We start from the raw sequence: 15,534 nt of genomic DNA on the forward strand, positions 1-15,534 counted from the left end.
AACCATGCGTTCTGAGAGAACGATTCTTTTTCCTTAGTCTCTAGAGAGTATCTTCTTACTCTTCATCACTCAAGTTAGTCAGATGCTCTTCTAAACCCATACGAGTTTCGGCTTTATGGAGAAAATAGCCCGTCATCATGGCCGAAGCTAACAAACGTCCCAACTGTTCCCGACTGGTGGTGATGGTAACCCCGAAATGATCGGGAGGCAAGTGTCCGAGCAGTCCAACAATGTTATGTTCCATGACGCTCAGGGCATCTTTCGAGGGTTGCGAGAGATGATCGATGGCTTCAGCATCTAGAGAATGCAGATATTGACCTAGGGCATTATTCTCGTTCGCGAGTTGCTCGAAGAGATGAGAATGTTGGGAGGGTAGGTTATGATTCATGGTTTTAGATTTAATCAGAGGACTCTTTCTGTTGACTTGTTTTTACTGTAAACGACAGTTCTGGAAAATCATTGGAGGTGAACCGAACTTAGGAGGAAGGGATTTTGCGAAAGCTGAACCCGGATACTGAAAGAGTTTAGCCTGCCCAGATCGGGCAGGGAGATCATAGATGATTTTAGTCACAGTAGAGGGTATCGCGGGTGTTTTCTCCGGTGATGGGATTGGTTCCTGTGGCGATCGCACAGAGGTATTTTTGAGCATCATCTCGGAGAATCACATCAGTAAAATCGGCTCCCTCGATATTAGCATCTCTAAAGCTGGCTAGTTGGGCAAATGCCCCTTCAAAGAGAACATTTTTTAAGTTCGCCTTTCTAAAATTCGCTTCTCCAATGGTGGCATATCTGAGATCGGCTCCTTCTAAATTAGCTCTAATTAATTTGGCTCCAAATAAGCTGGCTCCCCGCAAGTCTGCCCCCACAAAGCTACTTTCGGTTAGATCTGCTTGATCGAATTGGGCTTCTTTCAAGTCTTTGCCCGAAAAATCGGCTCTTTTCAGGTCTACTTTTTCATAGTTTTGGGCAAAGGCTGGCGTAAGAGCGCCGATACCTCCGGTGAGGCTCAGGCCAAGGATTAGGAATACGCTAAACCATAAAATCAGATAAGTACGGATCATTTTGAGGGTCATGATGATGGTAGGTTTAAGTGTTCAACAGCGATACCATCATCCTATGGGAAGGTGGAGACTGAAAAGAGGTGACGATTAATCTGGGAATGGAAGGGGAAGAAGGGGTTGCCCAATGGTTGCAAGAGCAAGGGGCGGAGATTTTGCATCGTCGCTGGCATTGTCGTTGGGGAGAGTTAGATATTATTGCCCAATGGGGGGAAGAGTTGGTATTTGTGGAGGTGAAAACCCGCAGTGCTGGAAATTGGGATGGCAATGGGTTACTGGCGATCTCGTCTCGAAAACAGGAGAAATTGCGCTCTGCGGCAGCATTATTCCTGGCTGAGTCTCCGCAGTTTTCTGAGTGGGGGTGTCGTTTTGATGTGGCGCTAGTGTATTGTAGCTCTTTGGGGGAAAGGGTGGAGAGGGCGATCGCCCCACCGATAATCTACCCTAATTTTCAGTTGGCGATCGTAGACTATCTTCAAGATGCATTTTAAGACTCAAACTTGTGTGATTTAACCCATTTCAAAGCCGGGTTAAAACTTCTATGATCGAAGAAATACCATCTGATTACCCAATCATGAGGATCGCCTAATGTTGAAATTCGTGATTTTATTCCTAGGAGCATTTACCCTCATGCTCTGGACAACCCTAATCTCTAATCCTGTGCAAGCACAACCCCCTAGCCAGCATACCGTTGTCTATAGCTGGGGATACGATCGCCTCGGCAGTCATCAGAGGGTTTGTAAGCAGTTAGAGTCTGTCGTTACCTTAGATCCGCGCTATCCAGACAAACCTTCTTTACATACTTATAGTCGTGTCGTTAGCGATCGCTATTGCTCCTAAACCCTTCGTTGAGCTAGAAAATACAAGGGAAGGTGACTGTAAAAACACTTCCCTTTCCTTGTTCACTTTCTACTTTAATTTCTCCACCATGGAGATCGATTAAGCGCTTTACAATCGAGAGTCCTAAACCCGTGCCGGGAATTTTACCCACATTATCCGCTCGTTCAAACCGTTCAAAAAGTTTATTTTGATACTCTATCGGCAAGCCAATCCCGCGATCGCGAACTGCAAATTTCACCTCAGCATCACTTTGGGTAACATCAAGATTCACCATTCCCCCCTCTGGGGAATACTTGATCGCATTCGAGAGTAAATTGGAAAGAATATGACGTAAAACCAAGGAATCCAGATTAATAATCCGGTTTTCTCCATAAAGGGTCAATTCTAAGTGATGTTGAGAAGAGGCGATCGCCTTCACTTCATCAATCACCTCCTCACAAAACTCTGCCACATTCATCGGTTCCGGATGAAACTCCAATTTACCCGATTCAGTCCGACTTAAAGTCAGAATATCTTCGAGTAACTGCTGCATATGTTGCGCTGCCGTTTGAATCCGTTTTAAATGCTTATCTTTCTTATCTTCCGTTAGCTTATTCCCATAGCGTTGTAACATTCCCGCCGACATTTGAATCGCCGTCAAAGGCGTTCTTAAATCATGGGAAGCAAGGGATATATATTCCGTTTTTTCTTGACTTCTATATTCTGCTTGAGCCAAGGAAGATTCTATATTCAAATTTTCCTGATGTTTTTTGAGAGCCATCTTAATCGTGGCATGAACTTCTCGTTCCTTGAATGGCTTCAGTAAATAGCCATAAGAACCCGTTTCTTCCGCTCTAGCTAAAGTATGATCGTCCGCATAAGCAGTTACATAAATAACGGGAATATTATATCTTTCTCTAATTTTTTCTGTCGTTTCAATACCATCCATATCCCCTTTAATCACAATATCCATTAAAATCAGATCCGGGCTAACCTCTTCAATTCTGTCAAGAGCTGCTTGTCCAGAAGAAACAATGGCCACCACTTCATAGCCTAATTTTTCTAATTTACGGGCTAATCCTTTGGCAATCAGTAATTCATCTTCAACAATTAAAATTTTGACAGCAGACATAGTTATACCCTCTGACGATAGTTTAACTCTGAAAATTGTAATTCAAACGTTGTGCCATGGTTTCTCAACAATGTAATTTCACCTTCTAATTGTTCCGTTAGGGTACAAACCAACTCCATGCCCAAAGAATCAACCTGGCGAAAATCTAAATTTTCAGGAAAGCCAATTCCATTATCCGCTACTTTGACCATAATTCGATCGTCATCTTCCTGATGCATGATAATTTTCACATTTCCTTGTCTTCCTTCAGGAAAAGCATGTTTTAAAGTATTGGATAATAACTCATTGACAATTAAACCACAGGGATGAGCCGTTTCTATATTCAACAGAACCGGTTCAATATCTAAATCAAACGTCACTCGATTTTCTTCTAGATTATAAGACTCAAACAAGTTTTGAACTAAGTCCTCTAAATACTCGCCAAAGTTAATCGTATCTAGGGTCATAGAGCGATAGAGTTTTTCATGAATCAGAGCCATGGAATAAATACGATTTCGACTATCTTCTAAGACCTTAATCAAGCTAGGATCGCTAACATAATCAGCTTGAAATTCCAATAAATTAGAGACCACCAATAAATTATTTTTGACCCGATGATGAATTTCCTTTAAAAGAATTTCTTTTTCTTGTAAAGAAGTCACTAATCGACTTTCCGCTTGTTTGCGATCGCTAATATCTCGATACATCCAGAGATGACCGCGATCGATTGAATCAATAAATATTGGCACATAACTTTGTTCTAGTATGCGACCGTCAGCTAATCGAATCTCTTGATTATTGATTATTTTTTTACTTGCCAAAATATATTGATGCTGCTGACTAATTTTTTCGGGATTATCAAATAAGGCTGCAAATTCTTCTCCAATATTACTCCATGTTCGACCAATCAAGCGATGGGAACAGTTATCGGTTTTAAAGATATCACAAAAGGCTTGATTAACCAAAGCAACTGTATTGTTTTCATCCTTGACTAAAACACCCAATTGTAAATTGGAAATTAAGCTCGTTAGTCGAGAAGTAGTTTCTTGTAGTTTTTCTTCGATTTGCTTGCGATCTGTAATATCAATCCAATAGCCAATGATCTCTAAGGGATTTCCTTGCTCATCCCGGACTAAATTGAGTTGATCGTAAATCCAGATATATCTGCCATCTTTATGCAAAAAACGGTACTCATGGTTATAGGAACCTTGTTCAAATAAAGCTTGTAATCCGTACTTAGAAATTTTGATTTTATCTTCCGGATGGACATGATTCCACCAAAAGTTATTCTCAAACATTTCCAGTAATTCATAACCAATTAAATCATAAGCATTGTCACTTACAAAGGTGAGTTCAAAAGTATTATGGGCACGGAAACTGTATAAGATACCAGGACTAGAAGAGAGTAAATATTGAATCCTTTGTTGGCTCATTAACAAAGCTCTTTCGGCTACAATGCGCTCTTTGAGTTCTCTTTGCAGTTGCTGATAATATTCTGATTGTTGAATGGCGATCGCTAACTGGGAAGCAATCTGTTTTAATAACTCAATTTCTTCTATTTTCCAATCTCTGGTTCCATCGCATTGATGAACAATTAACAATCCCCAAAGTAATTGATTTTGCACAATGGGAACTACAATTTTACTTTTGACCTGAAATTGCTCTAAAAAATCAACTAAGCAAGGACAGGTATCCGCTCGATCGAGATTAGATATAGCATCGGTTTTTCTAGTAATACATTCATCATAGCATTCTGTAGAGAAGGTTTCTTCTGGGAATTTCCGATCTAAGGTACAAGTCCAACCTGGATTAACAGCTTCAGCAATAACTTTTCCTTTATGATTGGGTAAGATGCGATAAACCAATACTCGATCTGAAAGTAAAAGTTGTTTGACTTCTTGGACTGTAGTTGTCAAGATCTCTTGCAGATCTAAGGATTCTCGAATGCGTTGGGTAATCATGCCAAACAGCTCTTCCCGTTTAACTTTAGCGAGTAAACGTTCTTCTGCTACTTTAATTTCAGTAATATTATTTTGAATGCCTAGATAATGGGTTAAAATCCCCCGGTCATCATGAATCGGAGAAATGGTCACTCGGTTCCAAAACAAAGTTCCATCTTTACGATAATTTCGGAGAACGACTGTACAACTTTTCTCATTTTTTAGGGCGTTACGAATGACTTTTAACCCGTCTTGATGGCGATCTTTGCCTTGCAGAATCCGACAATTTTTACCGATCATTTCTGGGGCTGAATATCCAGTGACGCGCTCAAAGGCAGGATTAACAGAAATCACGGGAAAATCGGGCTGTTTGGCATCGACAATGACGATCCCATTGCTACTGGCAGATATAGCTCGTTCGCTCAAGCGTAGTTGTTCTTCGACTTGTTTGCGTTGGGTGATATCGGAGGCAGCTCCTAAAATTTGTGTGGGTTTTCCCTGGGCGTTACGAGTAAAAATAATGTCTCGACTGACGAACCAATGCCATTGATCTTGGCGATCGCGCATTCGGTATTCGATTTCCTGAATTTCTGTATCACTAGCATCGATCGAGTATTGATGAAACTGGGCGACTTTAGGTTTGTCTTCTGGATGCATGAGTTGTTCAAACAGGGTATTGCCCATATCCTGAATCTCAGAGGGGGTATACCCTAAAACCACAGCAATATTTTTATTCGCATATACATTCTGATGTTTCTCTAAGTCATAAATATATAAAATATTGGGACTTGCATCAGCAATACGTTGAATAAATCGCTCGCTCTCTTGCAGGGCTAATTCGGCTTTTTTGCGATGAGTAATATCTAGGGCAGTACAAGTGACTCCAATGATTTGATTGTCTAAATTTAATAGGGGATCAACGGTTAAATCGTAGCACTTCAAGTCCCCTCGATCGGTGATGATGACTTCTTCTCTCAGGCTAGTCTGTAATTCTAATACTTGCTGCTTAATGTTGCTTAGTTTCTGGGCATCTTCTGGCGCAAATAAATCACTATCGCACTTGCCAATGACTGCTTCTGCTTCATAACCGAGAGCAGGGTTATAAATCCAGGTATATCGCAGATCTAAGTCTTGGTTAAAAACAACAATAGGCGAATTTTTAAGGGCGATTCTAAACCGTTCTTCGGCATACCGGAGAGCTTCATTGGCGGTTTCTAAATCAGCCGTGCGTTGAGTGACTTGATCTTCTAGGGTTTGATTAAGATATTTAAGGGCTTCTTCGGCTTGTTTGCGATCGCTGATATCTGTAATGCTGCCCACATATCCAGTGATTTTTCCTTCTTCATCCACATCAGCAACCGTCTGACCCACCACCCAAACCACTGTACCATCAGCATGTTGAAAGCGATACTCAGCAGAAAAAGGGCGATGCTCCTGGACGGCTTTATACCATTCCTGCATCACCCGCTCTGAGTCTTGTGGATGAAGGGTTTGAGACCAGCCTTCCATGATCGCGTCTTGGGGTAATAGACCAGTCATCTCGCACCAGCGCTGATTAACGTATAAACAATGACCTTTACTGTCCGTCTGAAAGATGCCCACGGGAGAGGCACTGGCTAAAGTTAAGTAGCGTTGTTGACTTTTTTTCAAGGCGGTTTCCATCTCTCGTCGCTCTGTGATATCTCGACCGACGGCATAAAAATAGGGTTCATCGGCAGGCATGGCAGTCCAGGAGATCCACCGATAGGAGCCATCTTGAGTGCGATACCGATGTTCAAAATTAACCGTGGGCACTCTAGAAGCGAGTTGTTGTACTTGAGCTTGGGTGGCAGCTAAATCATCAGGATGGACAAAATCGAATAGGGTACTCGATGGCAGTTGTTCTGAACTATACCCCAATAGTCCTTGAAAACGAGGATTAATGCGCTTAAAAGAACCATCAAACCCGATAATACAAAAGAAATCTAGGGAAAGGTTAAAAAATTGGTTTAATTCTTCCGTGAGTCGGTGTCGTTCGAGGACAGAAGCCAATAAATGGGCGATCGCCTCTAAAAATTGCACTTCATCGGCACTAAAATGACGATGCTCCCTAGTATGCACCCCCAGAACCCCAAAGGGATGTTCTAAACCGGGAATAATAGTGGTTACGCTGCTAATCACTCGCCCTTGATGAATTAATACCGATCCGCGAAACCGAGTTTCTAACCGCAGGTCATCAACGACTACTGATTTACCAGAGTATAAGGTATAGCCCGGTTGTGTATTTTGGGTCGCACTGAGAGTAATCTGTTCCAGGGAATGCTGAAGACGGCGATGGTGAACGGAGTTAAATCCATGGGCGGCTTTAATTTGAAAAGCGGCTTGATTGGGCAAGAGTTCCAACAGCTCTACATAATCCACCCGCAGGGTTTTAGCGATCTCGTCTACGATTTTATGCATCAACTCCTGGAGATCTGGGGTGGCGATCGCAGACTGACTTAAATAGGTGAGGCTTTGTTGTTGGAGATCGCGCCATCGAAGCTGGATTTGAGCTTCCCGCCTTTGGGTTAAATCTATACCAGTGATAATCAGATGGGTAATCATCCCCCGATCGCCAAAAATCTGGTTTGACCACTCAATACAGCGTTGTTGACTATTTTGACTGAGCCAATGACATTGATAGCTCTGGGTGGCTTCCCCCCTAAGCGCTTGCTGTATCACTCGTTTGATCTGAGGTTGCTCAGGGGCTGGAATCAGAAATTCCCAAAATTTTTCACCTTGAGCCTGTTTTTCCCGAACACCACTGATATCTTGACAAGCTCGGTTAAAGTAAATCATTTCACCCTGACGATTCACCACTACCACCAAGGCATCAACGGCGCTGAGAATAGCTTGGGTAAAGTTGCGCTCCTGTTCCAAGGCATACTGTATCCATTGCTGTTCTCTCACTTGGGTGGGCAGATCTTGGAAGGGTAAGTTATGTTTCAAGGCGATCGCCAATTGTTCCGCTTGTTGTTTGAGTAACCCTTCATCCTCCCTAGACCACTTTCGAGCAGTAATCGCCTCTTGTGCTGTCAGTAATCCCCACAAATGATCCTCTTGGAGAATGGGAACCACCAAGTTTGCTCTCACCTGAATTTTCCGTAATAACTCCACATGACAAGGGGTTAGATCTCCCGATTCAATATCATCGGTGACTTGAGTCCGTCCATGTTGATAGGCTTTAAACAGATCTTCACCAAAGTGAGGATCGGTAATCTCTCTGCCTAATAAAGATTGGCAGGAGGGATGCACCGCTTCCGCAATTACCCTGCCCCCACCATCGGGTTCAAAGCGATAAATTAAGACCCGATCGCACCTTAAACCCTGATGAATCTCCTTAACGGTGCGATTGAGAAGGGTCTGAAAATCAATATTTTGGCGATCGTTGGGGTTTTGCTGTATGGCTTGAAGCTGGGCCAAACCATAGTAAACGGCGATCGCATTTAGGCCTTGTAAGCTTTGTTGTAGTTGATTAGCACAGACTACGCCCATGATATCCTGTTGGCGATCGAGAATCGGTAAATACTCAAGCTGCCGCTCAACCATCAACTTCGTCACTGCCAACAGATCTAAATCCGGTTGCCAAGTTAAACTCAAGCCCTGGGGAGTCATCACCTGTTCAACCGGTACTGCTCCCCATTGCTGACGATGGGTGTACATCCGCTCGTAATCCGATCCCGTCACCACCCCTAACACCTGTTTTTTTTGCCTCACCAGCAAATAAGGATGGGACGCTTGGCGATCCCAACCGGCGATCGCCTCCTCTACCGTTAGATCCGGTGCAACCACGACAGGATAGCGATCCAAGACACTTTCTAGACTCGGCAATTGCCAGGATGTAGAAGCAAGGGACATAATTCACATGCCAGAATCGTTCTAGCCCAAAGTTACATTTATAGCCTTCAAGACTCTGAGGGATAAAAGGTCTTCCCTGCCTGAATCTCGGCTATAGAACTTCTCCCATCATAGCCTGACTCGAATCTGAGAGTCCCAGTTAATCCACCTTCAGATCAGGGTTTAAGTCCGGTCGCAGCTTTTTCGCCCCTCTTAAGTAGGGATGAGTAACATGAGTCTCCCCAGGTAAGTAGGCATGAATCAGAAATCGGATACAGTGGGATAGAGCGCCTTCTACATGCATTTGTTGCACATCCAACAAAGGCACTTGATCCCATCCTTCTCTTTGACGGGCGATCGCTGCTGGAAACACCGCATCGAGATCGCGAGTAACTGAAAATGTAACACTAATCAGTTGGTCAGGACAAAGCTGGTTTTTTCGGTCTAGCTCATCGAGTAACTCGGTGACCGCTTCCTGGATCGCCTCAACCGTATTTTCCTCTACTGTCGTTGCCCCACGAATTGCCCGGACTCGCCAACCCACGTTCCTCTTCTCCATGCTTAGTAATGATTGCTGGTCTGGTTTGGATACAGAAAAAATGACTCTCCCTTTACGGTCGGTATAACCATAACGGCAAGCCATTGGTTGATGCCTCAAACTCCAACCAGTCCATCGCAGCAGGCAATCCTGATTTTACCCGATTATCGCCACTAATCATACGACTCCACAAAGGTTTCGGTTCTTCAATGGTTTTACACTGGGTTTTCTGGGGATCAAGACCCGCCAATTCCGCCAACCAGCAACGAGCATCTTCTTCCGTTCCCAGTCGGTCAACCACCCCTAATTCTAAGGCCTGTTCACCGGTAAAAATTCGACCATCAGCAAAACTTTTGACCCGATCGACTTCTAACTTCCGAGATTGGGCGACAGTTTCCACAAACTGCTGATAACTGGTATCGATCATCTGTTGCAGAATATCCTGTTCTTCCTCAGTTAATTCTCGGTCAAAAGCCAAGATATCTTTATAGGGGCCAGATTTCACCACCTTAAACGAGATCCCAATTTTATCTAAGAGGCGCTCTAAATTATTGCCTCGCAATATTACACCAATGCTACCCGTAATTGTACCCGGATTGGAGACAATATACTCAGCTCCCATGCCAATATAGACACCACCAGAGGCAGAAATATTACCAAAACTAGCAACGATTTTGAGTTTCTCTCGCAGTCGCATTAAGGCAGCATAAATTTCCTGGGAATCTCCCACCGTTCCCCCAGGAGAATCAATCCGCAGTAGCAGAGCCGGGTATTTTTTCTCTTCTACCGTTTTCAGTGCTTCTAAAACCCGTTTGCGAGTTCCAGAGGCGATCGCCCCATTAATTTCAATCCGAGCAATTTGTTTGCGTGCTTTTGACTTAAAAAACCAAATCATGATTAACCTAGATATTGACAGAGAACAAGACGAATCAGCCCCCTTAACCCATTATCCCTTGAGCCAATTATCTTTAAACGGTTCTTCTCCACTGATTCTTTTACAAATCTACAACCATTACAATGTATCTTAACGATTTGCCAAGTTCCCTCATCCCCTAGCCCTTTCTCCCACAGGCGCTGCCCTGAGCGAAGTCGAAGGGAGAAGGGGAAAAAGTCCCTCTCCCGTGGGAGAGGGATTTAGGAAAAGGGCTAACTTAGCCTGTCACCCTCAACTCTGGAAACATGCACCTAAAATCCCTCAACTCTCAATCCCCTTGGCTCTTCTCCCTGCTCCTCATTTCCCCCTTCTTCTTCTGGGGAACAGCCATGGTAGCCATGAAAGGTTCCCTCCCCCACACTACCCCCTTCTTCGTTGCCACCCTGCGCCTTGTCCCTGCCGGACTGTTAATCCTGCTTGCCAGTTGGCTCACCCAACGTCCCCAACCCCAAGGCATCAAAGCCTGGTTATGGATTAGCCTCTTCGCCCTCATCGATGGAACCCTCTTCCAAGGCTTTCTCGCCCAAGGATTAGTCAGAACCCATGCCGGACTTGGCTCCGTGATGATTGACTCCCAACCCCTCGCCGTAGCCCTGATGGCTGCCTGGTTATTCGGGGAAACCATTGGTTGGTGGGGGGCATTGGGTTTAATCTTGGGAGTCTGTGGCATCAGTCTGATTGGATTACCCGATGAATGGATTTTAGGCGGCTTCCCTCTCGATCGGATCGATATTAGCCAAATTTTCCAGAACGGACAAGGCTTAATGCTCTTTGCGGCTCTCTCCATGGCAGTAGGAACTATTCTCATCCGCTATGTCAGCCGTCATGCCGACCCCGTGATCGCCACCGGTTGGCATATGATCCTGGGTGGACTCCCCCTCATGCTTGCCTCTGGAGTTTGGGAAAGCCACCAGTGGGATCATCTGTTACTCCCGGATTGGCTGGCGATCGCCTATTCCACCCTTTTCGGCAGTGCCATCTCCTACGGACTCTTTTTCTACTTCGCCTCCTCCGGCAACCTCACCAGCCTTAGTTCCCTCACCTTCCTCACCCCCGTCTTTGCCCTCCTCTTTGGTAATCTGATCCTAGAAGAAGTCCTTAGTCCCCTACAATGGCTAGGTGTAGGTTTAACCCTAATCAGTATCTACCTCGTCAACCAACGGGAAATCCTAGCGGCCAAATTTAACCTTAAATTTGCTTGCCACTCAAAGCAATCCAAGGTATCACAGACTCATAGATCCTGATTCATCAACTCGCCTCTCCGGCAACGGCTTACCCTAATGTCCCATCGCCTCCCCCTATGCATTTTTAGTACCCTTGCCAGTCTAGGAATCATTAGTTCTGGGACGGCGGCGATCGCCCGGTCTCCCCTATCCCCCCCTGGAGAGAGCCAAGCGATCAAGCTGGCCCAAGCTTCCGAAAATGCCTGCGCCCAAGGTCTAGAATTAGCCCAAAAAGCCAATCAAGCTGGAAAAAGCGCCACCACTGCCGGGCAATGGACTCAGATTTCCCAGCAATGGCAACAAGCCGCCGACCTCATGGCTCAAGTGCCCCCAGAAGATGACTGTTATGCCAAAGCGCAAGAGAGAATTGACTTTTATCGCAATAATAGCCAAATTGCCTTAGAAGAAGCCGAAAAAAAACGCATCCCCAGGCCATTTCTGACCCTAGGCGCTCAGGGAGAAGAGGTGAAACAACTTCAACAACAGCTTAAAAACCTAGGCTATTTTCAAGGGGAAGTGGATGGTATTTTTGCCCAAACCACCCAGGAGGCAGCGATCGCCTTTCAAAACGCCCAAGGCTTAACTGGCGATGGTCAAGTCGGTCAAAATACTTGGGATAAATTAGACTCCGCCCCCATTACTCAGACTCCCAAGGAAACCCAAGCCGAAGAAAGCAAACCCCGAAACAACAAAAAAACCTCTAAGAAACCAGGGATACTCGGTTGGGTAATGATGGGTTTAGGAGGCTTAACCATTTTAGGAGGAACCATTTTTATCCTGCTTAAACTTCTCAACCGAGGAGACGAAGAAGACGACTTTGAAGATGAAGAAGATGATCCTGATACCGAACCGGATACTTCACCACCTGAACTCATGCCTTCCCTGGCTCAAGCCGCTCTCGAAAAACTTCGCAATGGTCAACTCAACCCTGGCGATCGAGAAACAGAATCACAAAGCTTATCCGAAGAGCAACCTGAGCCAATTCTCCAGGAAAAAACAAGCCATCCAGAACTAAAAAAAGAAGATCCACCTTCAGAAGAATCGCCCCAAGAATCTGAAGAAAATCATCAGATCTTGCCCATTAATGAAACTACCCGTTTACCCAAACTCGCCCTTGTTGAAGACTTAATTAAAGACTTAGAAAATACCGATCCCCAAAAACGCCGCCAAGCCATTTGGGAATTGGGACAACGGGGTAACTCTTTAGCTGTAAAACCCTTGCTTAATTTACTCTTTGATTCCGATTCAGGACAGCGCACCCTCATTTTATCTGCCCTATCGGAAATTGGTGTAAAAACTATTAAGCCCATGAATCGAGCCTTATCCTTATCTTTGCAGGATGAGAATCCGGAAGTGAGAAAAAATGCGATTCGAGATTTTACTCGCATGTATGAACTGATTGCTACCGTCAGTCATATGATGTGTCATGCAGTGGATGACCCTGATGAAGAAGTACAAGAAGTGGCAGAGTGGGCAGTGCTACAATTGCGACGGATTAGCGCCATGTCAAATCGGGTAAAACTGAAAGAGAAAAAGTCTTCTGATTCATCCGATGATTTTTTAGATGATGAGGATTAAGAAAGTCATTTCCCATAGCCATTACCAGCTCAGATCATTATAAATAGTGTGCTAATAAAACTTCAATTTCTTCCACTTTAAATTCATGGGCGAGTTTAAGAATGAGTTCAGAAAACTCTGCATAATTTCCTTCCCAAGTAGCTATTTTTTCGCGAATAGCGATAGTATCGGCTTCTTGGGTAAGTTGCAACAATTCTTCAAGGTCTTGATGGGGAGGTAACGGGATGGGATAGGGGTCTTTTTTTTCTAGGGTTTCTTTTCTCTCTCCTGGGTTTTCTGGAGTCTCATACAGCCATTCTAAATTTAAAGGTTTGCCCTGGGGCAATCCATTGTGAACTAAGGGAATATGAAGAGTAAAGAAAAATTCGCTCCCTTCACCCAGTTGGCTTTTGACCCCAAGAGTCCCTCCCATCAGTTGCACAATACGTTGGGAAATCGTTAATCCCAGACCTGTTCCTTGGGATTGTTGGTGTCGATTTCCTGCCTGTTCAAAGGCTTCAAAGAGTTTCTGTTGGTCTTCTAGGGCAATACCCATTCCTGTATCAATCACCTGAAAGAGAATAGAAGCATTGGTTGGTGATAATTCCAGTACGTTTACCCTTAATATCACCCAACCATAATCTGTAAACTTAATGGCATTAGCTAATAAATTAATTAAAACTTGTCGCAGCCTTTTTTCATCCACTTCAACTCGTTCAGGCAGTTGGGAACTAGGCTGATAAATGAACTGAACTTTCTTTTCCTGGGCACGAATTCTACAGATTTCTACCACACTTTGTAAGACATAGGGCAAACAGACAGGAGCAGGCACTAACTCTAACTTGCCTGCCTCGATTTTAGATAAATCTAAAATTTCATTAATCAAGGTCAGTAAATGAGATCCACATTGATAAATAATATTAACTCTATGATACTCCCGATCGCCTAATTGGGAGCTTCTCTGCAAGAGTTGGGCATAGCCGAGGATGCCATTTAGGGGGGTTCGCAGTTCATGACTCATGTTGGCTAAAAAATCGCTCTTGGCTTGATTAGCAACTTCTGCTTGCTGTTTTGCCCGGGCCAATTCTTGATTAGATGCCTGTAATTCTGCGGTTCGCTCTGCAACTTTTTGTTCTAAAGTGACAAAAATATTTTGGAGTTGCTCTGCCATATTTTTGAAAGACTGAGCAAGTTGGCCGACTTCATCGTTGCGCTTAATATCAATCCGGCTCTCCCATTTTCCCTTAGCAATATCTTTAGCCGCTTGATTGAGACGAATAATGGGTTGTATGACCCATTCAGCCATGACAATCCCTAAGAGTATGGACAAGATTAAAGCTCCAATACACATGATGATGGTAATCTGAGTATTAGCATTAATTTGTTCCATAAAATCGGATTCTGGAACGACAATGACCACTAACCAATCTAATCCTCGTTTGTCGCGGTAGGGAATAACTTCAACTAACTGGCGATCGCCCTCTAGATTAAAATCGAGTTGTTCCACTGTATCAATGGCGGCTAAATTTGCATATTTTTGTTCTAGAGTTTGAGCAGCTAGGCGAATTAGGGCATTTTCGGCATTTTTGGCTTGGACTCGTTGCACGCCCTCTGTGGTTTTGAGAGTGACGGGTTCGGGGACAGAACTGGCTACGAGAGTACCATCTCGTTCCATAATAAAAATTTTGCCCGTCTTGCCAATTTTTAAGCTCGATAAAAATTCGTTAATTTGAGACAGATAAAGACGGACAGTTAAGACTCCTAAAACTTGTCCTTGTTCACCATAAACGCGGATGCTAGTGGGTAAAACTAAAAGGCTATCATCAGAAAAAAAGCTAAAAATGGGATTCCAAGAGGGCGCATTTTGTAACAGAGTATTTTTGTACCAGCTCCGAGTTCGAGGGTCAAAGGCGGGTTGCACGGCAATAATACCGGCGCGATCGCCATTTTCATCTAAACGATAGGTGGTCATTTGGTACTGGGTGGAGGCATCGGAGATTTGCAGGACAATATCCGAGCGATCGCTGGTATATTCAATAGCAGTAAACTCTCCATTATGGCTACCAAAAGCAATATTGCCAATACTAGAAAATACCTTAAGCTGTTTCCAGAATTGCTGTTCTCGACTAGCGGCATCAAGAAGGTTAAATTGTTTGAGTTTAGCTTCTTGAAGATTCAGTTGGTTGATCAGATGGGGAGTTTCTAAATACCGATCTAAATAGAGCTGTACTCTGGTCACTATTTCCTCCCTCAGTGCCAAGGCAAGCTTATTAACTGCCTCTTGTCCGTTGCGAATGGATAGCCAACCGGTTAGGATCACTGAGGCAGAAATTTGTACAACAAAGGGAATAATTAAAACCGTTCTCAGGGATTTTCTCTCAGAGGAAGGTTTTGCGAATAAGGTCATAGATATTAAAAACAGGATTTTATGGTAGTTTTTATATCTTAATTCCCCACTTGTCTACTGTAGAAGCTCCTTTTTTTCAGGTTGACGGATAC

At 44.0% G+C, this 15,534-nt stretch carries 11 protein-coding genes; 4 read left to right on the forward strand and 7 right to left on the reverse strand.

Annotation, left to right across the window (positions count from 1 at the left end):
* Positions 1 to 55: 55 nt before the first annotated feature.
* Both AC3FZD_RS08075 and AC3FZD_RS08080 read right to left on the reverse strand, forming a co-directional pair.
* Positions 56 to 388, reverse strand: a complete 333-nt coding sequence (locus tag AC3FZD_RS08075) for a DUF760 domain-containing protein (RefSeq protein ID WP_488739637.1) — start codon at positions 386 to 388, stop codon at positions 56 to 58.
* A 175-nt stretch (positions 389 to 563) separates the two neighbouring features.
* Positions 564 to 1,073, reverse strand: coding sequence for a pentapeptide repeat-containing protein (locus tag AC3FZD_RS08080; protein WP_488739638.1), 510 nt, complete (start codon positions 1,071 to 1,073; stop codon positions 564 to 566).
* Positions 1,074 to 1,141: 68 nt separating this feature from the next.
* Between AC3FZD_RS08080 and AC3FZD_RS08085 the strand changes: the two genes are divergently transcribed.
* On the forward strand, positions 1,142 to 1,549 hold the full coding sequence (locus AC3FZD_RS08085) for a YraN family protein (protein WP_488739639.1): 408 nt from the start codon (positions 1,142 to 1,144) through the stop codon (positions 1,547 to 1,549).
* Positions 1,550 to 1,646: 97 nt separating this feature from the next.
* Positions 1,647 to 1,898: a hypothetical protein gene (locus AC3FZD_RS08090; RefSeq protein ID WP_488739640.1), complete on the forward strand. Its 252-nt coding sequence runs from the start codon at positions 1,647 to 1,649 to the stop codon at positions 1,896 to 1,898.
* A 13-nt stretch (positions 1,899 to 1,911) separates the two neighbouring features.
* Here AC3FZD_RS08090 and AC3FZD_RS08095 read toward each other — a convergent pair whose 3' ends face one another.
* From AC3FZD_RS08095 to sppA, 4 genes are all read right to left on the reverse strand, one after another.
* Positions 1,912 to 3,009, reverse strand: a complete 1,098-nt coding sequence (locus tag AC3FZD_RS08095; RefSeq protein ID WP_488739641.1) for a hybrid sensor histidine kinase/response regulator — start codon at positions 3,007 to 3,009, stop codon at positions 1,912 to 1,914.
* Positions 3,010 to 3,011: 2 nt separating this feature from the next.
* Entirely contained in the window at positions 3,012 to 8,804 is a 5,793-nt protein-coding gene (locus AC3FZD_RS08100) for a PAS domain S-box protein (protein WP_488739642.1), read from the reverse strand.
* A gap of 139 nt (positions 8,805 to 8,943) precedes the next feature.
* Positions 8,944 to 9,327 carry a chorismate mutase gene (aroH, locus tag AC3FZD_RS08105; RefSeq protein WP_488739643.1) on the reverse strand — a complete coding sequence of 128 codons (384 nt, stop codon included), beginning with the start codon at positions 9,325 to 9,327 and terminating at the stop codon, positions 8,944 to 8,946.
* Positions 9,328 to 9,394: 67 nt separating this feature from the next.
* Positions 9,395 to 10,216 carry a signal peptide peptidase SppA gene (gene sppA / locus AC3FZD_RS08110; RefSeq protein ID WP_488739644.1) on the reverse strand — a complete coding sequence of 274 codons (822 nt, stop codon included), beginning with the start codon at positions 10,214 to 10,216 and terminating at the stop codon, positions 9,395 to 9,397.
* A gap of 284 nt (positions 10,217 to 10,500) precedes the next feature.
* Here sppA and AC3FZD_RS08115 point away from each other — a divergent pair, with 284 nt between their 5' ends.
* Both AC3FZD_RS08115 and AC3FZD_RS08120 read left to right on the forward strand, forming a co-directional pair.
* Positions 10,501 to 11,499 (forward strand): DMT family transporter, encoded by a 999-nt coding sequence (locus AC3FZD_RS08115; RefSeq protein ID WP_488739645.1) that lies wholly within the window; start codon positions 10,501 to 10,503, stop codon positions 11,497 to 11,499.
* Between the two features lie 36 nt (positions 11,500 to 11,535).
* On the forward strand, positions 11,536 to 13,056 hold the full coding sequence (locus tag AC3FZD_RS08120) for a peptidoglycan-binding protein (RefSeq protein ID WP_488739646.1): 1,521 nt from the start codon (positions 11,536 to 11,538) through the stop codon (positions 13,054 to 13,056).
* Positions 13,057 to 13,093: 37 nt separating this feature from the next.
* Here AC3FZD_RS08120 and AC3FZD_RS08125 read toward each other — a convergent pair whose 3' ends face one another.
* Positions 13,094 to 15,442 (reverse strand): hybrid sensor histidine kinase/response regulator, encoded by a 2,349-nt coding sequence (locus AC3FZD_RS08125; protein ID WP_488739647.1) that lies wholly within the window; start codon positions 15,440 to 15,442, stop codon positions 13,094 to 13,096.
* Positions 15,443 to 15,534 lie beyond the last annotated feature (92 nt).

The organism is Roseofilum sp. KMC-1, from assembly GCF_057802075.1.